We start from the raw sequence: 23,024 nt of genomic DNA, 5'->3' as shown, positions 1-23,024 counted from the left end.
CACCCTCCCCCGCAGAGCGGGGGGATGAACTGAACCGTCCCGCTCAAGTCTCCCCCGGTCCCCCCATGTCGGACATCACCCTCCAGGCCTTCATGGCCCAGCTCACCATCGGGCTCATCGGCGGCTGCTTCTACGCCATGCTGAGCATGGGGCTGGCGATCATCTTCGGACTCCTCAACATCATCAACTTCACCCACGGGGCGCAGTTCATGATGGCGGCGTTCCTGGCCTGGATCGGGCTGACGCAGGTCGGCCCCTGGCTCGGGCAGCCCGACCTCCAGGTGAATTTCTGGCTCGCCCTGGTGCTCGCCCCGGCCCTCGTCGCGGTGTTCGGCATGGCGATCGAGCGCACCCTGCTGCGCCGGCTCTACCACCTCGACCACCTCTACGGCCTGCTCCTCACCTTCGGCGTGGCTTTGGTGATGGAGGGGGGCTTCCGGTACTTTTTCGGTGTCTCCGGCCAGGGCTACGAGCCGCCGGAGATCCTTCAGGGCCCGGTCGATGTCGGCTTCATGCTGCTGCCGAAATACCGGGTGTTCGTGGTCGCGGCCTCGCTGCTGATCTGCCTTTCCACCTGGTACCTGTTCGAGCGCACCAAGCTCGGCGCCTATCTGCGCGCCGGCACCGAGAACCCGCGGCTGCTCCAGGCCTTCGGCATCAACGTGCCGGTGCTGATCACCCTGACCTACGGCTTCGGGGTGGCGCTCGCCGGCATCGCCGGGGTGCTGGCCGCCCCCATCATGCAGATCACTCCGCTGATGGGCGGGAGCCTGCTCAACATCGTGTTCGCCGTGGTGGTGATCGGCGGCCTCGGCTCGATCCTCGGGGCGATGCTGACCGGCCTCGGCCTCGGCCTGATCGAGGGCCTGACCAAGGTGGTCTACCCGGAGGCCTCGACGGTGGTGGTCTTCGTCATCATGGCCCTGGCGCTGCTCATGCGCCCGGCCGGCCTGTTCGGGCGGGAGGCGTGAGATGAGCACCAGGACCCTGTTTTCCGTCCTCGTCGCGCTGCTCGTCCTGGTGCCGCTGGTGCCGGGGCTGATCTACCCGATCTTCGTCATGAAGGTGATGGCCTACGGGCTCTTCGCCTGCGCGTTCAACCTGCTGCTCGGCTTCACCGGCCTCGTCTCCTTCGCCCACGCCGCCTTCCTGGGCACTGCCGGCTACGTGACCGGCGCGCTGATGATCCGGTTCGGCGCCCACCCGCTCGGGGTGCCGGCGGCCTTCGCGGCGGGCGTCGCGGCCGCAGGCCTCGTCGGCGTCGCCATCGGGGGCCTCGCGATCCGCCGGCGCGGCATCTACTTCGCGATGATCACGCTGGCGCTGTCGCAGATCGTCTACTTCCTGGCGGTGCAGGTCGGCTGGACCGGCGGCGAGGACGGCCTCCAGGGCATCCCGCGCGGCACGCTTCTGGGCCTCGTCGACCTCTCCAGCGACACCGCGATGTACTACGTCGCGCTCGCGCTATTCGCCGCCGGCTTCCTGTTCATCGACCGGGTGGTGCACTCGCCCTTCGGCCAGATCCTCCAGGCGGTGCGCGACAACGAGGCGAGGGCGGTGTCGCTCGGCTACGACGCCGCCCGCTTCCAGCTCCTCGCCTTCGTGCTCTCGGCGGCGCTCGCCGGCTATGCGGGCGCCCTCAAGGCCCTGGTCTTCGGCCTCGTCTCGCTCAACGACGTCTCGCTGCACACCTCGACCGAGGTCGTGCTGATGACCTTGCTCGGCGGCGTCGGCACCCTGTTCGGGCCGCTCGTCGGCGCCGCCCTGGTGGTGGGCCTGCAGAACTATCTCGCTACCATCGGCGACCTCGTCACGGTGGTGATCGGCCTGATCTTCATCCTGTGCGTCTCGTTCTTCCGCCGCGGCGTCGTCGGCGAGGGGCTGCACTGGCGCCAGCGCCGCGCCGCCCGGGCGGCGAAGCCCCTGCCCGAGCCGGAGCATCCCCCGGTCGCCGAGGCGGCCTGACCCCTTCGATCCACCGTCACGACAACCTCAGGAGACCGACCCATGTGGACAGGCGTCCTCCCCGCCGTCACCACCAAGTTCACCGCCGACGGCGCCCTCGACCACGCCGAGATGGAGCGCTGCTTCGCCCTCCAGATGGAGGCCGGCTGCGACGGGCTCATCGTCTGCGGCTCGCTGGGCGAGGGCCCGATGCTGTCGCAGGACGAGCGCCTCGACGTGCTCAGGACCGCCCTGTCGGTCGCCGGGCCCCATCCGGTGCTGCTCACCGTCTCGGAGGCCGGCACCCGCGAGGCCTGCACGCTCGCGGCCAGGGCCGCCAAGGCCGGCGCCGCCGGCCTGATGGTGGTGCCGAGCCCGATCTACCACACCGACGAGGACGAGACCGTCGCAACCCTGCGTGCCGTCGCGGCGGCGGGCGACCTGCCGGTGATGATCTATTCGAACCGCATCGCCTACCGGGTCGACGTGACGCCCCGGATCATGGAGCGGCTGGCCGGCGACGCGCGCTTCGTCGCCATCAAGGAATCCTCCGACGACATCCGCCGCACCACCGAGATCATCAACCATTTCGGCGACCGCTTCGCGGTGCTGACCGGCGTCGACAACCTCGCCTTCGAGGCGCTGAGCGTCGGCGCCGTCGGCTGGGTCGCGGGTCTCGTCTGCGCCTTCCCGGAGGAGACCGTGGCGATCTACCGGCTGATGAAGGCCGGGCGGACCGCCGAGGCCCTCGAGATCTATCGCTGGTTCCGCCCGCTCCTCGACCTCGACGTCTCCACCTTCCTCGTCCAGAACATCAAGCTCGCGGAGGCCTACGCCCTCGGCTCGACCGAGCATGTCCGGGCGCCGCGCAAGCCCCTCGTCGGCCAGCGCCGGGCCGAGGTCGAGACGATCGTGCGCAGGGCCCTGGAGCGCCGCCCCGCCCTGAAGCTCGCGGCGTAACGCCGACCTTCGCCGACGGTCTGCTCCTCTCGGCGGGACTTCGTCCCGCTGCGCTCGCCACCCTCCCCCGCAGTGGGGGGAGGGGCCGGGCGCGAGGCGTCCGTCACGCCCCCCGCATCGCGTTCATCGTCAGCAGCTCGTAGGTCGCCGCCGTCTCGCCCGCCGCGGTCTGGATCTCCACGTCCCAGCGCACCTCGCCGTACTGCGCGTTGCGCGGGGACTTCTCCTTGGCGGTGAGCCGCACCCGGATCGCCTCGCCGGGCTGGATCGGCTTGAGGAAGCGCAGGGAATCCAGGCCGTAATTGGCCAGCACGGGGCCCGGATCCGGATCGACGAACAGGCCGGCGGCGAAGGACAGGAGCAGGTAGCCGTGCGCCACCCGGCCGGGGAAGAACGGGTGGCCCTTCGTCGCCTCCTCGCTCATATGGGCGTAGAAGGTGTCGCCGGTGAAGTGGGCGAAGTGCTCGATGTCGTCCAGCGTGATCACCCGCTCGGCCGAGTGGAAGCTGCGGCCGATCTCCAGGTCCTCGAAATGGCAGCGGAACGGATGCTCCGGCAGGACCGTCTCCGGCGCGCCCTTGATCCAGTTGCCCGTGATCCGGCTCAGCATCGCGGGCGAGCCCTGGAGGGCCGTGCGCTGCATGTAGTGGTGCAAGGCGCGCACGCCGCCGAGCTCCTCGCCGCCGCCGGCCCGGCCGGGGCCGCCATGCATCATGTGCGGCATCGGCGAGCCGTGGCCGGTCTGCTCCTTGGCGCAGTCGCGGTCGATGACGACGAGGCGGCCGTGATAGGCCCCGACCCCGAAGACCAGGTCCGCCGCCGCCGCCGGGTCGTGGGTGTAGAGCGAGGCGACGAGGCTCCCTTCGCCGCGATTGGCAAGCAGCGCCGCCTCCTCCAGCCCGTCATAGCCCATCACGGTGCAGACCGGGCCGAAGGCCTCGAGCTCGTGAACCTGCCGGGCCCGGATGGGATCGGCGCAGTGGAGCAGCAGCGGCGGCAGGAAGGCGCCGGTCTCCGGATCCGCCCCCTCGACGGTGACGCGCGCCGGATCGCCGAAGATCAGCTCGGCCTCCGCCCGCAACGCCTCGACCCGGGCCAGCACGTCGCGGCGCTGCGCGAGGCCCACCACCGGCCCCATCCGCACGCCCTCGCGGGCGGGATCGCCGATCCGCACCGCAGCCAGGCGCTGCTGCAAGGCCTCGATCACCGCCGGGATGTGGGCCCGCGGCGCCAGCGCCCGGCGGATCGCCGTGCATTTCTGCCCGGCCTTGACGGTCATCTCCTTCGCGACCTCGCGGATGTAGAGGTCGAATTCCGGCGTGCCCGGGCGGGCATCCGGGCCCAAGATCGCGGCGTTGAGCGAGTCGCGCTCGGCGATGAAATGCACCGCCTCGCGGGCGATCACCGGATGGCGCTGGAGCGTCTGCGCCGTCTCGGCCGAGCCGGTGAACGACACCACGTCCTGGCCGGTGAGATGATCGAACAGGTCGCCGGTCGGCCCGACCACGCATTGCAGCGCGCCCTCGGGCAGGATGCCGGATTCGGCGATCAGCCGCACCAGGGCGTGGGCGAGGTAGGCCGTGATCGTGGCGGGCTTCGTCACCACCGGCACGCCGGCGAGGATCGCGGGCGCGAGCTTTTCCAAGAGGCCCCAGCATGGGAAGTTGAACGCGTTGATGTGCACGGCGCAGCCGGTCCGCGACGTCATCACGTGGCGCCCGACGAAGCTGCCGCCCCGCGACAGCGGCTCCACCGCGCCGTCGATCAGGAACGTGGTGTTCGGCAATTCGCGCCGCCCCTTCGAGGCGTAGACGAACAGGGTCCCGATGCCGCCGTCGATGTCGATCAGGTTGTCGGCTCGGGTCGCGCCGGTCTGGTGGGAGAGGGCGTAGAGCCCGTCCCGGCGCTCGTTGAGGTAGGTCGCCAGGCGCTTCAGCATCTCGGCGCGCTGGTGGAAGGTGAGGCGCCGCAGGGCCGGGCCGCCGACCCGGCGCGCATGGTCCAGCACCTCGCCCATCGCGATCCCGCCGCCCGCGACCTCTGCCACCACCGCACCGGTGACGGCGCTGTGGATGCCGGTCCAGTCTCCCCCCGGCGCGATCCAGCGTCCCTGGACGTAGCTCTCCAGCCGCATGGCGTCCCTCCCGTTCTTGTGCGCCCATTATTGACCGACCGGCCGGTTGGTCAAGCGTGGCTCGACAGGGCCGGGCCTGTGCCGCTAACGGGACCTGCTCTTGCCGCAGGACCCGGCGAAGGACTGGAATGCCCGACCTCCTCGCGCCGCTCATCGACCATTTCCACGCCCGCACGCCGATCCGCGCCGGCTCCTTGGTGGTCACACTCTTCGGCGACGCGGTGGTACCCCGGGGCGGGGTGCTGTCGCTGGAATCGCTGCTGGCGATCACCCGGGCCTTCCGCATCGGCGACGGGGTGGTGCGCACCGCCCTGTCGCGGCTCGTCGCCGACAATTGGTTCGAGCGCTGGAAGCTCGGCCGCAACAGCTTCTACCGCCTGACCGATTCCGGCGCCGCCGCCTTCGCGCGGGCGACCGCCCGGATCTACGGCCCGCCGGCCCCGGCCTGGTCCGGCACCTTCGACCTCCTGGTCCTCGACGGTGCGGGCGACCTGAGGGCCGAACTCGCGGGTGCCGGCTATGGCAGCCTCGGGCCCGACCTGATGATCGCGGCGATGCCCGCGGCGGGGGCCGGGGAGGGGATGCTGCGCCTTGCCGCCCGGCCCGACGACGCCGTCACCGCCCGGCGCCTCGCCGCCCGGGCCTGGCCGGTGGCGGAGGTGGCCGAGCGCTATGTCCGGTTCGACGCCACCTTCGCGGCGGCAGGAGCGGCCGTGGCGGCGCATCCGCCGTCCGGGCTCGACGCGTTGGTGCTGCGCATCCTCCTGATCCACGAATATCGCCGCGCCGTCCTCAAGGACCCGCTGCTGCCGGCCGACCTGCTGCCGGAGGACTGGCCGGGCGCCGCGGCGCGGGATCTCTGCGCCACGATCTACCGCGCCGTCGCACCGGCGGCGGAAGCATGGCTCGACGCGAACGCCACCACCGATTCCGGGCCGCTCCCGCCGCCGGGACCGGACTTCGCGACGCGGTTCGCCGCCTGACCGCGCCGCCCTCCCGCGGCGGTGCTGCACCGCAACGTGTTACGAAAAATCTTGCAAACCAAAAATTTCGTGACATATTGAGATCCAGAACATGGAGGGAGGCGCGGCCATGTACACGCAGGCCCTGAACGCCAAGGACAACACGGCCCCGCTCGGCGGCCCCGAGGACGCGCAAGCCGCGGCCCGGTTCCAGGCGCGGATCGACGCCGAGGAGCGGATCGAGCCGAACGACTGGATGCCCGAGGCCTACCGCCGCACGCTGACCCGGCAGATCTCGCAGCACGCCCATTCCGAGATCGTCGGCATGCTGCCCGAGGGCAACTGGATCACCCGGGCCCCCACGCTCAAGCGCAAGGCCGCCTTGCTGGCCAAGGTGCAGGACGAGGCCGGCCACGGGCTCTACCTCTATTCGGCGGCCGAGACCCTCGGCACCAGCCGCGAGGAGATGTTCGACCAGCTCCTCGCCGGCCGCGCGAAATATTCCTCGATCTTCAACTACCCGACCCTGACCTGGGCCGATATCGGGGCGATCGGCTGGCTGGTCGACGGCGCGGCGATCATGAACCAGATCCCGCTCTGCCGCTGCTCCTATGGCCCCTATGCCCGCGCGATGATCCGCGTCTGCAAGGAGGAGAGCTTCCACCAGCGCCAGGGCTACGAGATCATGCTGACCCTCTGCCGCGGCACGCCCGAGCAGAAGGCGATGGCGCAGGACGCCCTGAACCGCTGGTGGTGGCCCTGCCTGATGATGTTCGGCCCTCCCGACGCCGAGAGCCAGCATTCCGACCTTTCGACCAAGTGGAAGATCAAGCGCTTCTCGAACGACGAGCTGCGCCAGAAATTCGTCGACGCGACGGTGCCGCAGGGCCAGTATCTCGGCCTGACCTTCCCGGATCCGGACCTCGCCTACGACGAGGCGGCCGGCCACTGGCGCTACGGTGCGATCGACTGGGAGGAGTTCAAGCAGGTTCTGGCCGGCAACGGCCCCTGCAACCGCCAGCGGATGAAGCAGCGCCGCGATGCCCACGCCGCCGGTGCCTGGGTGCGCGAGGCGGCGATGGCGCATGCCGCGAAGCGCGCCCGCCGGGCGGCGCAAGCCGATGCCGTGCCGCAGGCGGCGTGAGGGAGAGGACGATGCCTGAGCAGAAGATCCCGCTCTGGGAGGTGTTCATCCGCTCCCGCAACGGCCTGGCGCACAAGCATGTCGGCTCGCTCCACGCGGCCGACGCCGCGATGGCGCTCCAGGCCGCCCGGGACGTCTATACGAGGCGCGGCGAGGGGCTGTCGCTCTGGGTCGTGCCGTCCGCCGCGATCGTCGCCTCGGACCCGGCCGACAAGGACGTGATGTTCGAGCCCACCGCCTCGAAGATCTACCGCCACCCGACCTTCTACGAGGTGCCGGACGAGGTCGGGCATATGTGAGGCTTCGCCCGCCCGCGCCAAGTGTAGCGCGGGATCCCCTCTCCCGTGTGGGAGAGGGGTAGGGGTGAGGGTGGAGACGGTGCAGGATTAGGCGCTGAACGTTCGGCTGCCAGCGACACAGTCCGAGCTTTACATGGAACCGTAGCACCCTCACGCGGGATCTCCGATCCCCCGACCCCTCTCCCGCACGGGAGAGGAGAATGCCCGTGCCTCATCCGTCATCGGTGTGATCGTCAAGCCGAGGCCCCCATGCCCACCACCTCCCTCAGCCTCACCGAGACCCCGCTCCTCGCCGGAATCCTGCGACGCGCCGACGACGCGCTGATCCTCGGGCACCGGCTCTCCGAGTGGTGCGGCCACGCGCCGATGCTCGAGGAGGACATCGCGCTCGCCAACATCGCCCTCGACTGCGTCGGCCAGGCCCGCTCCTTCTACGCCTACGCCGCCGAGGTCGCGGGGGAGGGGCTGTCGGAGGACGACTTCGCCTATCGCCGCGAGGTCGGGCAGTACCGCAACTGCCTGCTGGTCGAGCAGCCGAACGGCGACTTCGCCGCCACCATCATGCGCCAGGTTCTGTTCTCGGCCTTCATCGACCCGTACCATCGCGCGCTCACGGCCTCCCGCGACGCGGCGCTCGCCGCCATCGCGGCCAAGGCCGAGAAGGAGACCGCCTACCACCTGCGCCATTCCGGCGAGTGGCTGATCCGGCTCGGCGACGGCACCGACGAGAGCCACGCCCGCGCCCGCGCCGCTCTCGACGAGCTATGGCCCTATACGGGCGAATTGTTCGAGGTCGATGCCGCCGAGGCGGCGTTGATCGAGGCCGGCACGCTGCCCGACCCGCGGGCGCTGCGGACGGAGTTCGACGCCACCCTCGACCACATCCTGAGCGAGGCGACGCTGACCCGCCCCACCGGCGGCTGGATGCAGAGCGGCGGCCGGGCCGGGCGCCACAGCGAGCATCTCGGCTTCATCCTCTCCGACCTGCAATATTTGCAGCGGGCCCATCCCGGGGCGACCTGGTGACCCCCGCCGAGGCGGATCTGGCCCGGCGCGCGCATGAGGCCGCCGCGACGGTCTGCGACCCCGAGATCCCCGTCCTCACCATCGCGGATCTCGGCGTCCTGCGCGACGTGACGGTCGAAGGCGGCCGGGTCGAGGTCGCGATCACGCCGACCTATTCCGGCTGCCCGGCGATGGACGTGATCGGGATCGAGGTGCAGACGGCTTTGGCGCAGGCCGGCATCCCGGATGCCCGGGTGCGCCTGGTCCTGTCGCCGGCCTGGACCACCGACTGGATGACGGAGGCCGGCAAGGCCAAGCTCGCCGCCTACGGCATCGCCCCGCCGGCGGGCAAGGCGTCGCGCCGGGCGCTGTTCGGCGAGGAGCGGGTGGCCTGCCCGCATTGCGGCTCGGCCGCGACGGAAAAAGTCTCGGAATTCGGCTCCACCGCCTGCAAGTCGCTGTGGCGCTGCACGGCCTGCCGCGAGCCGTTCGATTACTTCAAGTGCATCTGAGGCGCCGATGACCCCTCGCTTCCATCGCCTGCGCGTCGCCGACCTCCGCCGCGAGACCCCGGACGCCGTCTCGATCGCCTTCGCGGTGCCGGAGGAGGCGCGCGAGGCCTTCGGCTTCACCTGCGGCCAGTATCTGACGCTCAAGGCGATCGTGGACGGCGAGGAGGTGCGCCGCTCCTACTCGATCTGCTCCGGCGTCGGCGAGCCGGAGCTGCGCGTCGCCATCAAGCGCGTCGAGGGCGGGTTGTTCTCCGGTTTCGCCAACGAGGCGATCGCGCCCGGCGACGAGATCGAGGTGATGCCGCCGATGGGCCGCTTCGGGGTCGAGATCAGACCCGACGAGGGCCGCACCTTCGTGGGCTTCGCGGCGGGGTCGGGCATCACCCCGATCCTGTCGATCATCCGCACCGTGCTCTCCGCCGAGCCGAAGAGCCGCTTCTTCCTGTTCTACGGCAACCGCGCCACCGGCTCGATCCTGTTCCGCGAGGCGCTGGAGACTCTGAAGGACCGCTTCCTCGACCGGCTGTCGGTCTTCCACGTCCTCTCGCGCGAGACGCAGGATCTCTCGGTCCTCAACGGCCGCCTCGACGGCGAGAAAGCGGCGCTGTTCCTGCGCACCATCGTGCCGGCTGCCATCGTCGACCACGCCTTCGTGTGCGGCCCGGGCGAGATGATCGACGCGGTGGAAAACGCGCTGCTCGGGCTCGGCCTGCCGCGCGAGCGCGTCCATGTCGAGCGCTTCACGCCGGCCGAGCCGGGACGGGCCCGCTCCGCCCGTCCGGTCTCCGCCGCGGCGGCGCCGGCGGCGCTCGCCACGGTGATCACCGACGGCATCGCCACCGAGGTGCCGGTCGCCGAGGGCGAGGCGGTGCTCGACGCCGCGATCCGCGCCGGCCTCGACCTGCCCTATTCCTGCCGGGGCGGCATGTGCTGCACCTGCCGCGCCAAGGTGGTGGAGGGCAGCGTCGCCATGGAGGTGAACTACTCGCTGGAGCCCTGGGAGGTCGAGGCCGGCTTCGTCCTCACCTGCCAGGCCCGGCCGACCTCCGGGCGGGTGACGGTGGATTTCGACCAGGTGTAGGGGGGCGGCGGGCCGCCCCCGGGACCCGTCTCAGGCCGCGCGGATCCGGGTCAGGAACCGCGTGACCTCCGTGCTGAGATGCTCCGCCTCCTGCGAGACCGACGAGGCGACGTTCAGCACCCGTCCGGCCGCTTGGCCGGCCTGTCCCGCCGCCTCGGCCACGCCGTTGATCGTCACCGTGACCGCGCCGGTGCCGGTCGCGGCCTGGCTGATGGTGCGGACGATCTCCCGGGTCGCAACCCCCTGCTCCTCGACGGCGGCGGCGATCGCCGTCGAGATGCCGCTGAGGTCCCCGATCCGCGACGCGATCCCGCCGATCGCGTCGACGGCCTGGCGCGTCGCGCCCTGGATGCCGCCGATCTGGCTCGCGATCTCCTCGGTGGCCTTGGCGGTCTGGTTGGCGAGCTGCTTCACCTCGGCGGCGACGACCGCGAAGCCGCGGCCGGCCTCGCCGGCCCGGGCCGCCTCGATCGTGGCGTTGAGCGCCAGTAGGTTGGTCTGGCCGGCGATGCCGTTGATCATCGCCACCACGTCCCCGACCCGGGTTGCCGCCTGGCTCAGGGTCTGCACCAGCTCGGCGGTCTTCGCGGCCTCCGTCACGCTGGCCTGGGCGAGGACGGCGGAATCCGAGACCTGGCGGGCGATCTCGCCCACGGAGGCGCTCAGCTCCTCGGCCGCCGCCGCCACCGTGGCGACGTTGGCCGAGGCGTCCTGCGCCGCCTGGGTCACGGTGGCGGAGCGCTCGGCCGTGCCCCCGGCGAGATGCGACATCCCCTGCGCCGTCGCCTGCAGCTCGGTCGCCGAGGCGGCCACGGTGCGGGCGATGCCGCCCACCGCCTCCTCGAACGCGTCGGCCAGGGCCGCCGTCTGCGCCCGGCGGGCGACCCGGCGCTCCTCGCTCTCCCGGGCATGGCGGGCCTCCAGGTCGGCGGCGAGGTTGGTCTTGAAGGATTCCAGGCTCCGGGCCATATCGCCGACCTCGTCGCGCCGCGCGGTCCCGGGCACCTCGGCGGCGTAGTCGCCGGCGGCGATCCGGCCCATCGCGCCGCCGACCGATGCGTAGCCGCGGACCAGGGCCTCGTAGGCGAACCAGGCCAGGGCGACCATCGAGGCGAGCGTGACGGCGAGCATCCCGAGGACGACCGCGAAGGCGAGCGCCGCCCGCCCCTGGCCGTCGGCCACCGCCTGCTTCGTCCGCGCATCCAGCATGACGTAGAAGTCGTCGATCGGCCTCATGATCCGCGCCTTGGCGGCGTGGTACTCGTCGCTGTGGACGAGCCGGATCGCCTCGTCCCGGGAGCCCGGCTCGCCGCTCTCGGCGAGCGTCATCGCCGCGTTGGCCACCTTGACGAGGTCGTTGGAGTTGCGGACCGACTCGGCCAGCTTGTCCTTCTCCGCCGCCGTGACGCCGATGCGCTCCATCAGCGTATCCACCGACACGGTCTCGCCGTCCGGGCGCGGCTTGGCCTCGCCGGCGGCGACGTAGTCCCAGTAGATGCGGTGGTAATCGACCGGGCGCGGCTTCCGGCCGGCGCGGATGTCGATGATGTCCTTGTATTGCTGCTTGTAGGTGGGCTTGCCGGTGGCGATGGAGGTCCGGCTGAGCCGGGTCAGGTCGTCGGAAACCTGCCGGAGCTCGTCGGCGAGCAGCATCGAGGCGAGGCGGTTCTCGTTGGCGGCCTTCACCTGCCCGTCCGAATGCCGGTACAGCATGACCGCCCCAGCCAGCAACGCGCTCGACGCCAGGCTGACGGCACACAGACCAACGAATTTGCGGGCAAGGCTCATGATGCTCCCCTGGAGGTAGAGCGTCATGCTTCGCCCGTGACCGTTAAGATTTCTTGATCGACGACCGGATTTGACCTCGCAGACCGTGATGAACACTAGGTCATGCCCTACGAGAAAAATTATAGAAAAGAATATTTTCCAGGAACTCTAGGGCGCATGACGTGTTCTACACTCTTGCCTCGACGGGCCCGTGCCCTGGGGGCCGGCCGCCGGATCGCCCGGCGGCCGGTGACCGGGTCAGCCCGCCTTCGCCGACGCCGCCACCGCGGTCACGGCCGTCATGTTGACGATGCCGCGCACGGTGGTGGTGTGGGTGAGGATGTGGACCGGGGCTGCCGCGCCGAGCAGGATCGGCCCGACGCTGATGCCCTGGCCGGCCACGACCTTGAGCGCGTTGAGGGTGATGTTGGCCGCGTCGAGGTTCGGCATCACCAGGAGGTTCGCCTCCGCGGTGAGGCGCGAGTCCGGAAACACCCGCTCCATCAGCGGCCTGCTCAGGGCCGCGTCGGCCTGCATCTCGCCCTCGACCTCGAGGTCCGGCGCCCGCTCGGTGATGAGCGAGAGCGCCGCGCGCATCTTCTCGGCCGAGGGATTGCGGGCGGTGCCGAAGCTCGAATGCGAGACCAGGGCGACCCGCGGAATCTGGCCGAAGCGGCGCATCTCGGCCGCGGCCAAGAGCGTCATGTCGGCCAGCTCCTCCGCGCCCGGATCGAGGTGGATGTAGGGGTCGCAGATGAACAGGGTGTGGCGCGGCAGCTGCAACAGGCTCATGGCCGTGAGCGCCTTCACCCCCGGCGCCATGCCGATCACCTCGCGCACGTGGCGCAGGTGGCTGTGATAGGAACCGGTGCCGCCGCAGAGCAGGCCGTCGACCTGGCCGAGCGTCAGCAGCATCGCGCCGACGAGCGTCGGGTTGCGCCGCGCTTCCGCCAAGGCCACCTCGCGCGACAGGCCGTGGCGCTTGCGCGCCGCGTAATATCCTTCAGCGGCCTGCGCCTGGAACGCCTCGTCGTCGAGATCCTGCACGTCGACGTCGCGGCCGACCTCGATGCGAAGCCCGAGCGCCTTCATCTTGTCGGCGATCACCTCGCGGCGGCCGACCAGCACCGGCCGGGCCAGGCCCTCGTCGACCACCACCTGGGCGGCACGCAGCACCCGGTCGTCCTCGCCCTCCGCATAGGCGACGCGGGCGCGGGCCGCCTCGCTCGCCGCGGCGAAGACCGGCTGCATCACCGTGCCGGAGGTGTAGACGCGGCTCTCCAGCGAGCGGCGATAGGCCTCGACGTCGAGCATCGGCTTCGTCGCGACGCCGCTCTCGGTGGCGGCGAGCGCCACGGCCGGGGCGACCTTGGTGATGAGCCGCGGATCGAACGGGCGCGGGATCAGGTAGTCGGGCCCGAAGGCGATGTCCTGCGTGCCGTAGGCCGCCGTCACCACGTCCGATTGCTCGGCCCGGGCCAGCTCGGCGATGGCCCGCACCGCGGCGAGCTTCATCTCCTCGTTGATCGTGGTCGCGCCGACATCGAGGGCACCCCGGAAGATGAACGGGAAGCACAGGACGTTGTTGACCTGGTTCGGATAGTCCGAACGGCCGGTGGCGATGATCGCGTCGGGGCGCACGGCCTTCGCCGCCTCCGGCCGGATCTCCGGCTCGGGGTTGGCCAGCGCCAGGATCAGGGGCTTGTCGGCCATGCCCTTGACCATCTCGGGCGTCAGCGCGCCGGCAGCCGAGAGGCCGAGGAAGATGTCGGCGCCCGGCACCGCGTCGGCCAGCGTGCGCGCCTCGGTGACCTGCGCGTATTGCGCCTTCTGGGCATCGAGGTTGTTGCGGCCCTGGTAGATCACGCCGCGGCTGTCGGTGACGAGGACGTTCTTCTTGTCGAGGCCGAGGCTCACCAGCAGGTTGAGGCAGGCGATGGCCGCCGCGCCGGCGCCCGAGCAGACGACGCGGACCTCGCCGATGCGCTTGCCGACCACTTCCAGGCCGTTGAGGATCGCGGCGGCGGCGATGATCGCGGTGCCGTGCTGGTCGTCATGGAAGACCGGGATCTTCATCCGCTCGCGCAGGCGGGTCTCGATCTCGAAGCATTCCGGCGCCTTGATGTCCTCGAGGTTGATGCCCCCGAAGGTCGGCTCCAGGCTCGCGATGATGTCGACGAGCTTGTCCGGATCGGTCTCGTCGATCTCGATGTCGAACACGTCGATGCCGGCGAACTTGCGGAACAGGCAGCCCTTGCCCTCCATCACCGGCTTGCCGGCGAGCGCGCCGATATTGCCGAGGCCCAGCACCGCCGTGCCGTTCGAGATCACCGCCACGAGGTTGCCGCGGGAGGTGAGCTCGGCGGCCTGGGCCGGGTCCTTCTCGATGGCGAGGCAGGCGGCGGCGACGCCCGGCGAGTAGGCGAGCGCGAGGTCGCGCTGCGTGCTCATGTCCTTGGTCGGCAGCACGGCGATTTTGCCGGGCGTCGGAAAGCGGTGGTAGTCGAGGGCGGCCTTCTCGAGTTGCTCGTCCACGGGCGTGTCCTCCTGATGTGGTTGCGGGATGGCGGGTGCGCTAAGGCGCGCAAGGTCGTCTCCCGACCGGCGCCTTCGCGGGCACCGATCGGGAAGGGAACGCTCAAGGTTTGGGTCGCGATCCCGCCGGTTGGCGGCAGGTTTGGCGTGTTTTCAAGCGTGAAAGGTCAATGCCGGGACGCGGCGTCTCAAACCGATCACCCGGTGCGCGGGCTCTGATGCTTGTGTCTCAAGATCGCTGGCAAGATGAAGCGCGGAATCTCCCCTCTCCCGAGGGGGAGAGGAGTCGGGGGTGAGGGTGGCGACGGTGCCGGACAAATCTCGGTCGTCCCGCTGTCAGCACGACGCTTCGTGATCAAAACTGAAGCGTGCCACCCTCACCCTTACCCCTCTCCCACTCGGGAGAGGGGGTCCCGCGCTCTATTCGTTAAAGACAGTGTAGGGCGGCGGGAATGTAGCCGCCCCACACCAAAGTTGCCGCCTCAATGCGCCTTCTTCTTCGGCATGTAGAGGTCGGTGATCGTGCCCTCGAAGGCTTCCGCCGCCATGCCGACCGTCTCCGACAGGGTCGGATGCGGGTGGATGGTGAGCCCGATATCCTCGGCATCCGCCCCCATCTCGATGGCGAGCGCCGCTTCGGCGATCAGGTCGCCGGCGGACGGGCCGACGATGCCGCAGCCGACGATGCGGTTCGAGTCCTCGTCGAACAGCACCTTGGTCAGGCCCTCGTCGCGCCCGAGCGACAGCGAGCGCCCGCTCGCCGCCCACGGGAAGACGCCCTTGCCGACCTTGATGCCCTTGGCCTTGGCCTCATTCTCCGAGAGGCCGACCCAGGCCACCTCCGGATCGGTGTAGGCCACCGACGGGATCACCTTGGCGTCGAAGAACGAGTTCTTGCCCGCAGCCGCTTCCGCCGCGACCTTGCCCTCGTGCACCGCCTTGTGGGCGAGCATCGGCTGGCCGACCACGTCGCCGATGGCGAAGATGTGCGGCGCGGTCGTGCGCATCTGCTTGTCGACCGGGATGAAGCCCCGCTCGTCCACCGCGACGCCGGCGGCCTCGGCGTTGATCAGCTTGCCGTTGGGGCGGCGGCCGACCGAGACCAGGATCTTGTCGAAGGTGTCGGTCGCCGGCGCCGAGCCGCCCTCGAACGTCACCTTGAGGCCCTCGGGGGTCGCCTCGACCGCCGTGACCTTGGCCTTGAGGTGGATCGCCTCGTACTGCTTCGAGATCCGCTTGAAGAGCGGCGTGACGATGTCCTTGTCGGCACCGGGGATGATCTGGTCCATCAGCTCGACGATGGTCACCTTCGACCCGAGGGCGTGGTAGACCGTCGCCATCTCGAGGCCGATGATGCCGCCGCCGATGACGAGGAGGCGCTTCGGCACCCCGTCGAGTTCGAGGGCACCGGTCGAGTCGATCACCCGCTTGTCGTCATGCGGGATGAACGGCATCTTGATCGGCTCGGAGCCGGCCGCGATGATCGCGTTGTCGAAGCCGACGACCGTCGTCTTGCCCTCGTGCTCGACCTCGATCTGGTGCGGGCTGACGAAGCGGGCGGTGCCCGTCACCACCGTCACCTTGCGCTGCTTGGCCAGCCCCCCGAGGCCGCCGGTCAGGCGCTTGACCACGCCCTCCTTCCAGTTGCGGAGCTGGTCGATGTCGATTTGCGGCGCGGCGAAGCTGATGCCGTGCGAGGCCATCGCCTGGCTCTCGTCGATCACCTTGGCGGCGTGGAGCAGCGCCTTCGAGGGGATGCAGCCGACATTGAGGCACACCCCGCCGAGGCTCGCCCAGCGCTCGACCAGGATCACCTTCTTGCCGAGATCGGCAGCGCGGAACGCCGCCGTGTAGCCGCCGGGGCCGGCGCCGAGCACCAGCACCTCGGCCCGCATCGCCTCGCCGGAGACCGGAGCCGCGCCCTTCGGGGCCGGGGCGGGCGAGGCCCCCGACCCGCCGGCGATGGCCGGCGAGCCGTAGCCGGCCTGGCCCGCACCCGCTGCGAGCGGCGAGCCGCCGGCCGCGGAGCCTTGCGCCGGGGCCGCCTTCTCGGCGACCTCGGGCTTTGCGGCGCCGGTCGCCGCCGCACCCTCCAGCACCAGGAGCAGGTCGCCTTCCGTGACCGTGTCGCCGGGCTTGACCTTCACCTCCACGACCTTGCCGGCCACGGAGGAGGGCACGTCCATGGTCGCCTTGTCGGATTCCAGGACGACGATGGTCTCGTCGACCGCGATCGTGTCGCCGGCCTTGACCAGCACCTCGATCACCGGAACGTTCTTGAAGTCGCCGATGTCCGGCAGACGGACTTCGTTGCTCATCGGATCACCTCGTTACTCTGGTCTCGGCGTCAGACGACGAGGCGCCGGACGTCCTCGAGGACGTGGGCGAGGTGGCGGGTGAAGCGCGCCGCGAGCGCGCCGTCGATCACGCGGTGGTCGTAGGAGACCGAGAGCGGCAGCATCAGCCGCGGCTTGAACTCGCTGCCGTTCCAGACCGGCGCCATCTTGGAGCGGACGACGCCCAGGATCGCGACCTCGGGGGCGTTGACGAGGGGCGTGAAGCCGGTGCCGCCGATGCCGCCCAGCGACGAGATCGTGAAGGTGGCGCCCTGCATGTCGCCGCTGCCGAGCTTGCCGTCACGGGCCTTCTTCGACAGCGAGCCCAGCTCCTGGCTGATCTCGACGATGCCCTTGCGGTCGGCATCCTTGACCACCGGGACGACGAGGCCGTCCGGCGTGTCGACGGCGACGCCGATGTTGTAATATTTCTTCAGGATCAGCGCGTCCTTCTCGGGGTTCAGCGACGCGTTGAACTCCGGGAACTGGCGCAGGGCCGAGACCGAGGCCTTGATCAGGAACGACAGCAGGGTAACGCGGTAGCCCTTGTCCTTGCCGGCGGTGTCGAGCTCCTTGCGGTAGGCGTCGGTGTCGGTGATGTCCGACTCGTCCGAATGGGTGACGAGCGGAACGTTGAGCCAGGCGCGGTGCAGGTGCGGGCCGGAGATCTTCTTGATCCGGGGCAGCGGCCTGACCTCGGTCGGGCCGAACTTCGAGAAGTCGACCGCCGGGATCTCCGGGATGCCCATGCCGCCGGTCGGCGCGACGGCGCCGGCCGAGGCCGCGGGGGCGGCGGAGCGCACCAGCGAGCCCTTCACGTCCTCCTTGGTGATCCGGCCCTTCTCGCCGGTGCCCTTGATCCCGGTCAGGTCGACGCCGAGCTCGCGGGCGAGGCGCCGCACGGCGGGGCTGGCATGGACGTTCGAGAAGTCCGGCGCGGAGGAGGCCGGGGCGGCCGGCACCGGCGGGGCGGCGGGCTTGGCCGGGTCCGGCTCCTGCTTCGGCATCAGGGCGGCGGTGTCGGCGGCGGGGGCCGCGCCGGCGGCGGGCGTCGCGGCCGCGGCGGCGGCGGGCGCCTTCTCCTCGCTCTCGCCCTTCAGCAGCAGGACCGCGCTGCCCTCGCTCACCGTGTCGCCGACCTTGACCAGGATCTTCTCGACCACGCCGGCCGACGGGGAGGGCACCTCCATCGTCGCCTTGTCGGATTCGAGCGACACGATCGGGTCCTCGGCCCCGATCGTGTCGCCTTCCTTCACCAGGATCTCGATGATCGGGATGTCCTTGAAATCACCGATATCGGGGATCTTGACCTCGATCGACACTGCGCACTCTCCCGAATTCTTTGCTTACGACTTCACGCAGATGGAATGATGGGCGCGCGAGGCCGTCCCCTCCCGCCCTGCGGGAGAGGGGCCTCGCGGCGCGAGGGGCGTCAGACCGTCCAGGGGGCCGGCTTCTCCGGGTTCAGCCCGTACTTGGCGATCGCCTCGGCGACCTTGGCGGCCGGCACGGCGCCTTCCTCGGCCAGGCTCTTGAGCGCCGCGACGGCGACCCAGTAGCGGTTGACCTCGAAGAACTCGCGCAGGCGCACCCGGTAGTCCGAGCGGCCGAAGCCGTCGGTGCCGAGGACCTTGTAGCGCCCCGGCACGTAGGGGCGGATCTGGTCGGCGAAGAGCCGCATGTAGTCGGTCGCCGCGATCACCGGGCCCTGGCGGCCGGTCAGGCAGGTCTCGACATAGGACGTCTTCTGCGTCTCGGTCGGGTGGAGCATGTTCCACCGCTCCACCGCCATCGCTTCGCGGCGCAGTTCGGTGAAGCTCGGGCAGGACCAGATGTCGGCGGCAACGCCGAAATCCTGCTCCAACAGTTCGGCTCCGGCGATGACCTCGCGCAGGATCGTGCCCGAGCCCATCAGCTGGACGCGGTTCTTCGCACCGGCCTTGCCCTCGCGGAACAGGTACATCCCCTTGAGGATCCCGGGCGCCGCCCCTTCGGGCATGCCGGGATGCTCGTAGTTCTCGTTCATCACCGTGAGGTAGTAGAACACGTCCTCCTGCTCGGCATACATCCGGCGCAGGCCGTCCTGGACGATCACCGCCACCTCGTAGGAGAAGGTCGGGTCGTAGGAGACGCAGTTCGGGATCGTGGCCGAGATCAGGTGGCTGTGGCCGTCCTCGTGCTGCAGGCCCTCGCCGTTGAGGGTGGTGCGGCCGGCGGTGCCGCCGATCATGAAGCCGCGGGCGCGCATGTCGCCGGCGGCCCAGGCCAGGTCGCCGATGCGCTGGAACCCGAACATCGAGTAGTAGATGTAGAACGGGATCGTCGGCGCATCGGAATGCGAGTACGAGGTCGCGGCCGCGATCCAGGACGACATCGCCCCGGCCTCGTTGATGCCCTCCTGGAGCATCTGGCCCTTCTCGTCCTCGCGGTAATACATCAGCTGGTTGGCGTCTTCGGGCCGGTAGAGCTGGCCGACCTGGCTGAAGATGCCGAATTGCCGGAACATGCCCTCCATGCCGAAGGTCCGGCTCTCGTCGGGCACGATCGGCACGATGCGGTTGCCGATGTTCTTGTCGCGCAGGAGCGTGTTGAGCACCCGCACGAACGCCATGGTGGTGGAGATCTCGCGGCCCGCGGTTTCCTTCAGCTGGGCCGAGAAGGCGTCGAGCGGCGGGATCTGGAGGCTCTCGGAGCGCTGGCGCCGCGCCGGCAGCGGGCCGCCGAGGGCCTTGCGCCGGGCCATGAGGTAGTCGTGCTCCGGCGACCCCTCGGGGAAGCGGATGAACGGGATCTCGGCGATCTGGTCGTCGGAGAGGTCGATCCCGAAGCGGTCGCGGAACTGCTTGAGGACCGCCTCGCCCATCTTCTTCTGCTGATGGGTGATGTTCTGCGCCTCACCGGCCTCGCCCATGCCGTAGCCCTTGACGGTCTTGGCAAGGATGAGGGTCGGCTGGCCCTTGTGCTTCACGGCCAGATCGCCGAACGCCTGGAGCGGTTGCAGCGCCAGGACGGCGACCTCGCCGGCAAGGTCGCGTCCCTGGCCGAGCGCCTGACCACCCTGGCCGAACGGCAGGACCATGCCGACCGCGAGCAGTCGGCCCGCCTCGCCGCGCTGGTCGATAAGCTGGACAAGCGCCAGGGCGCGACACCGGTCGCGGCCGCTCCGCTCGCTCCCGCCCCGGCGCCGGTTGCCGCCGCGGCGCCCGTGGCGGCCCCGAAGCATGTCGCGGCGGAGCCTGCCTTGACCGGCAGCCTTCCCGACAAGCCGCCGGCGGCCAAGCCAGGCACCATCGAGGGTTGGGTGCTGCGCGACGTCTATGACGGGATGGCGATGATCGAGAACCGCAACCGCCGCCTCGTCGAAGTCGGCCCGGGCGATACGCTGCCGGGGGCCGGTCGGGTCGAGGCGATCGAGCGCCGCGGCAGGACCTGGGTCGTGGTCACCAGCAAAGGGGTGATCACCCCGCAGGCCTGGTAGGCGCCGCGCTCAGGCGTCCTGCAGGTCCGGGACCGTCTGCCCGGTGGGGGCGGGGCCCTGCGCCGGCAGGAAGCCGGCCGCCGCGCGCCGGCGACCGCGGGCCTTGGCCTCGGTCCGCGCGGCCTTGGTGGGATGAAGAAGCTCGGCGAGGCGAGCGAGGCTCTCGGCGTCGTCGAGGTTCCGTGACTCGAAATCGGGCATGATTGTCCCCCGGGCGCGCGGCCCGTGGCTGGTGGGGGGTACGCATACTCACGCTTGAGAACCAGTAACGGTGAAGAACTTGTACAGTTCCGTACCGCGCGGCACCGTGCAAGAAAAAGTTTCGGCCTACCGCCGAAAGACGGTGGCCGACTCCTGCGACAGTGCCTGAGGTTCTAAGCGCGCGCCCGCACGGTCGCCGTGCGCCAACGCACGTCGGGGCTCATGCAGCGCAAGATGGTCTTGTGTGCATTGCAGCGAATCGGCGAGACGCGACGACCCGGCCGATCGCGAATACCGGCTCATCAGTAGGGCGATAAGGGCGAAACCGCAGGCGATCGCGCCCCTGCCCGCGGCCGATGCAACCTCGATCGCGCGCGGATTTCTGTGGTGGTGAGCGGAACGAGCGTCGCCACAGCGTCGTCTCGCCACCCAACCGCGATCCCGCCCGATCGGTTCCATCGATGCGGGCAAGGCCGTTTGAGAAGAGGAAAGACGCAGGACCTTTCTCTGCCAGCTGAGAGAAAAATCCCGCGGTCGTTATTTGGCATTGATGTCTTCAGATAGTGCTGGAGATAGTGCTGGAATCCGCCGGAAGACGAGATCATGCGCTATGCTGTGATCTCTGGAGTCTGTCCGGGCGGCTCGCCAGCCTGCCGCCGGCCGGAATCCGTATCGGGCGTCAGCCCCGCGATTCGGTCGCGGCACGGGCCGACTGGGCCATGCGGATGAGTTCCCGCACGGTGAGTTCGTGGTGCTCGGGCGGCTCCGCCTCGACCATCCGCAGAGTGGCCTCGCGGGCCGAGGCTGCGCGTTGCGTGCGCCGGGTGAGCCCGGCCCGCCATGCCTGCGCCAACGCTATCATGGGTGCCCTCCCGTGACCGTTGAATAAAGGCTAACAAACCTTCACCAGGGGATAAAGTCTTGACAGGACGATTGTCCGCTCGGCCGGGTTCGCCGGGAATCCCGCCCGGCCCGCCAAGCGCTTGATGCTGCCTTGTTATTTGCCCAGGAGCGAGACGTCGCGAATCGGCGGATTCCTGTCCTGTTCTATGCTGGTCCCCGCACGGCCGGCGAATCGGCGGGCGAATCAGCCCGTATCCTCGCGCAGGAGCTCGGTGTTGAGGGCGAAGGCCGCCATCGCCCCCTCGGCGGCGGCCACGATGGCGAGCTGGACCCGCCGCGACGCATCGCCCGCCACGTAGAGGCCTGGTACGTTCGTCTCCTCGTAGTCGCCGGTCGGTACCGTGCCCTTGCGCGACAGGTCGCAGCCGAGCCGCTCGACGAGCGGGGAGGGGATGCAGGGTCCGGTGGTGAAGAACAGGGCGGCGCAGTCCAGCGCCGTGCCGTCGCGCAGGCGGACCCGCGAGAGCCGTCCGTCCTCGCCCTCGAGCCGAGCGACCGCACGCTCCTCGATCTGGATGCCGTTGCGGGCGAGGCGGTCGCGCTCCGGGTCTTCGAGGCCGCACGGCCCGTCGGTGCACAAGGTCAGGTCGCGGCTCCAGGCGGTGAGTTCGAGGGCCAGACCCTTGCCGGTCTCGCCCGGGCCGTAGACCGCGAGCGGCCGGCCGCGGTTCTCGTAGCCGTCGCAATAGGGGCAGTGATGGACGCCGTGGCCCCAATACTCCGAGAAGCCCTCGATGGCGGGCAGGTCGGTGCGCAGGCCGGTGGCGAGGATCATCCGACGGGCATCGGCCCGGCGCTGGTCGTCCATCACCACCCGGAAGCCGTCCGGCGCCCGCACCGCGTCGATGACGCGCCCGTCCCAGATCTCGACCGTGTCGTAGGCGGCGAGTTCCCGCCTCGCCTCGTCGCGTAAGGAGCCGGGGGCGCGGCCGTCGCGGCCGAGGAAGCCATGCATGCTCGGCGTCACCGCGTTGCGCGGGTGGCCGGCATCGATCAGCAGCACCCGGCGCCGGCAGCGCCCGAGGATGAGCGCCGCCGACAGGCCCGCCGGCCCGCCGCCCACGATGATCACGTCCCGCATGTCGCATCACTCCGCGCCGCATGAAGGGGAGACGCGCCGGCGCGTGGCGGGGTTCGCGGGTGCAACAAAAAAGGGCACTCGCGCGCCCTTCTTCAGCCGTATTGCGGGCCGCGCGCCTCAGGCGGCAGCGGTGTTGGTGGCGATGCCCTTCTCGGTGAGCAGCTGCTGCAGCTCGCCGGACTGGAACATCTCCCGGGTGATGTCGCAGCCGCCGACGAACTCGCCCTTGACGTAGACCTGCGGGATCGTCGGCCACTGCGAGTAGGCCTTGATGCCTTCGCGGATCTCCATGTCCTCGAGCACGTTCACGCCCTTGAACGGCACCCCGAGGTAGTTGAGGATCTGGGCCACCTGGCCCGAGAAGCCGCACATCGGGAATTGCGGCGTGCCCTTCATGAACACGACCACGTCCTGGGACTTGATCTCGGTCTCGATGCGGCTGTTGACGTCGGTCATGGGCTCTACCTTCCGTGTGTGCCGTAGCTAGTGATGGTCGCGCGGGTTTTGCAAGAGCGCGGCGCAGGGGCGCCCGATCGGGAGGGAAGCCCTCGGCCGCGGCGACTCTCTGCGCGCCGTCCCGATCGATCCGCTGCCGCATCGATCGCGTGTCGCGCCGACTTGCCGTCGCGGGGATCGCGAGGATCTCAGCGCGTCACCCGCGTCCCGAGGGCGCGGAGGGCCG

At 70.1% G+C, this 23,024-nt stretch carries 20 protein-coding genes; 10 read left to right on the top strand and 10 right to left on the bottom strand.

The genetic code is table 11. From position 1 onward, the window contains the following. The first annotated feature begins 65 nt into the window (after positions 1 to 65). From DA075_RS15710 to DA075_RS15700, 3 genes are read left to right on the top strand one after another with little or no spacing between them, the layout of a single operon-like run. A complete protein-coding gene (locus DA075_RS15710; RefSeq protein ID WP_099954026.1) occupies positions 66 to 971 on the top strand; it encodes a branched-chain amino acid ABC transporter permease in 906 nt (301 codons plus the stop codon). Position 972: 1 nt separating this feature from the next. Further along, positions 973 to 1,965 carry a branched-chain amino acid ABC transporter permease gene (locus DA075_RS15705; RefSeq protein WP_099954025.1) on the top strand — a complete coding sequence of 331 codons (993 nt, stop codon included), beginning with the start codon at positions 973 to 975 and terminating at the stop codon, positions 1,963 to 1,965. A gap of 42 nt (positions 1,966 to 2,007) precedes the next feature. Continuing rightward, positions 2,008 to 2,904 (top strand): dihydrodipicolinate synthase family protein, encoded by an 897-nt coding sequence (locus DA075_RS15700; RefSeq protein WP_099954024.1) that lies wholly within the window; start codon positions 2,008 to 2,010, stop codon positions 2,902 to 2,904. A gap of 103 nt (positions 2,905 to 3,007) precedes the next feature. Here the strand turns inward: DA075_RS15700 and paaZ are convergent, their stop codons facing one another. Next, positions 3,008 to 5,038: a phenylacetic acid degradation bifunctional protein PaaZ gene (gene paaZ, locus DA075_RS15695; protein ID WP_099954023.1), complete on the bottom strand. Its 2,031-nt coding sequence runs from the start codon at positions 5,036 to 5,038 to the stop codon at positions 3,008 to 3,010. A gap of 128 nt (positions 5,039 to 5,166) precedes the next feature. Between paaZ and DA075_RS15690 the strand changes: the two genes are divergently transcribed. From DA075_RS15690 to paaE, 6 genes are all read left to right on the top strand, one after another. Beyond that, positions 5,167 to 6,021: a PaaX family transcriptional regulator C-terminal domain-containing protein gene (locus tag DA075_RS15690; RefSeq protein WP_099954022.1), complete on the top strand. Its 855-nt coding sequence runs from the start codon at positions 5,167 to 5,169 to the stop codon at positions 6,019 to 6,021. Between the two features lie 109 nt (positions 6,022 to 6,130). After that, a complete protein-coding gene (gene paaA, locus DA075_RS15685; protein ID WP_099954021.1) occupies positions 6,131 to 7,144 on the top strand; it encodes a 1,2-phenylacetyl-CoA epoxidase subunit PaaA in 1,014 nt (337 codons plus the stop codon). A gap of 11 nt (positions 7,145 to 7,155) precedes the next feature. Next, positions 7,156 to 7,443 (top strand): 1,2-phenylacetyl-CoA epoxidase subunit PaaB, encoded by a 288-nt coding sequence (gene paaB, locus DA075_RS15680; protein WP_048444267.1) that lies wholly within the window; start codon positions 7,156 to 7,158, stop codon positions 7,441 to 7,443. Positions 7,444 to 7,692: 249 nt separating this feature from the next. Beyond that, positions 7,693 to 8,469: a 1,2-phenylacetyl-CoA epoxidase subunit PaaC gene (gene paaC / locus DA075_RS37490; RefSeq protein WP_099954020.1), complete on the top strand. Its 777-nt coding sequence runs from the start codon at positions 7,693 to 7,695 to the stop codon at positions 8,467 to 8,469. Continuing rightward, positions 8,463 to 8,960 (top strand): 1,2-phenylacetyl-CoA epoxidase subunit PaaD, encoded by a 498-nt coding sequence (paaD, locus tag DA075_RS15670; RefSeq protein WP_099956618.1) that lies wholly within the window; start codon positions 8,463 to 8,465, stop codon positions 8,958 to 8,960. The genes paaC and paaD overlap by 7 nt, the downstream gene beginning before the upstream one ends. A 7-nt stretch (positions 8,961 to 8,967) precedes the next feature. Further along, positions 8,968 to 10,041: a 1,2-phenylacetyl-CoA epoxidase subunit PaaE gene (gene paaE, locus DA075_RS15665; protein WP_099954019.1), complete on the top strand. Its 1,074-nt coding sequence runs from the start codon at positions 8,968 to 8,970 to the stop codon at positions 10,039 to 10,041. Between the two features lie 30 nt (positions 10,042 to 10,071). Here paaE and DA075_RS15660 read toward each other — a convergent pair whose 3' ends face one another. The 5 genes from DA075_RS15660 to DA075_RS15640 all read right to left on the bottom strand — a co-directional run bounded on the left by DA075_RS15660 (position 10,072) and on the right by DA075_RS15640 (position 19,647). Next, positions 10,072 to 11,856, bottom strand: a complete 1,785-nt coding sequence (locus DA075_RS15660; RefSeq protein WP_232388138.1) for a methyl-accepting chemotaxis protein — start codon at positions 11,854 to 11,856, stop codon at positions 10,072 to 10,074. A 210-nt stretch (positions 11,857 to 12,066) separates the two neighbouring features. Then, positions 12,067 to 14,343 (bottom strand): NADP-dependent malic enzyme, encoded by a 2,277-nt coding sequence (locus DA075_RS15655; RefSeq protein ID WP_099954018.1) that lies wholly within the window; start codon positions 14,341 to 14,343, stop codon positions 12,067 to 12,069. A gap of 482 nt (positions 14,344 to 14,825) precedes the next feature. Next, positions 14,826 to 16,661, bottom strand: coding sequence for a dihydrolipoyl dehydrogenase (gene lpdA, locus DA075_RS15650; protein ID WP_099954017.1), 1,836 nt, complete (start codon positions 16,659 to 16,661; stop codon positions 14,826 to 14,828). Positions 16,662 to 16,690: 29 nt separating this feature from the next. Beyond that, positions 16,691 to 18,001, bottom strand: coding sequence for a dihydrolipoyllysine-residue acetyltransferase (gene aceF, locus DA075_RS15645; RefSeq protein ID WP_099954016.1), 1,311 nt, complete (start codon positions 17,999 to 18,001; stop codon positions 16,691 to 16,693). Between the two features lie 110 nt (positions 18,002 to 18,111). Then, complete coding sequence (locus tag DA075_RS15640) at positions 18,112 to 19,647, bottom strand: transketolase-like TK C-terminal-containing protein (protein WP_244936142.1); 1,536 nt, start codon at positions 19,645 to 19,647, stop codon at positions 18,112 to 18,114. Between DA075_RS15640 and DA075_RS37485 the strand changes: the two genes are divergently transcribed. After that, complete coding sequence (locus tag DA075_RS37485) at positions 19,639 to 20,157, top strand: hypothetical protein (protein WP_244936140.1); 519 nt, start codon at positions 19,639 to 19,641, stop codon at positions 20,155 to 20,157. The genes DA075_RS15640 and DA075_RS37485 overlap by 9 nt on opposite strands. 9 nt (positions 20,158 to 20,166) lie before the next feature. Here DA075_RS37485 and DA075_RS15630 read toward each other — a convergent pair whose 3' ends face one another. The 4 genes from DA075_RS15630 to grxD form a co-directional block, all read right to left on the bottom strand. Further along, entirely contained in the window at positions 20,167 to 20,358 is a 192-nt protein-coding gene (locus tag DA075_RS15630) for a hypothetical protein (protein WP_099954015.1), read from the bottom strand. Between the two features lie 679 nt (positions 20,359 to 21,037). Continuing rightward, entirely contained in the window at positions 21,038 to 21,220 is a 183-nt protein-coding gene (locus DA075_RS15625; protein ID WP_099954014.1) for a hypothetical protein, read from the bottom strand. A 225-nt stretch (positions 21,221 to 21,445) separates the two neighbouring features. Continuing rightward, positions 21,446 to 22,342, bottom strand: a complete 897-nt coding sequence (locus DA075_RS15620; protein ID WP_099954013.1) for an NAD(P)/FAD-dependent oxidoreductase — start codon at positions 22,340 to 22,342, stop codon at positions 21,446 to 21,448. A gap of 117 nt (positions 22,343 to 22,459) precedes the next feature. Further along, positions 22,460 to 22,798: a Grx4 family monothiol glutaredoxin gene (gene grxD / locus DA075_RS15615; protein WP_099954012.1), complete on the bottom strand. Its 339-nt coding sequence runs from the start codon at positions 22,796 to 22,798 to the stop codon at positions 22,460 to 22,462. Positions 22,799 to 23,024 lie beyond the last annotated feature (226 nt).

The sequence above is a fragment of the Methylobacterium currus genome, assembly GCF_003058325.1.
Classification (GTDB): domain Bacteria; phylum Pseudomonadota; class Alphaproteobacteria; order Rhizobiales; family Beijerinckiaceae; genus Methylobacterium; species Methylobacterium currus.
This window is presented reverse-complemented; position numbering and strand designations above follow the sequence as displayed.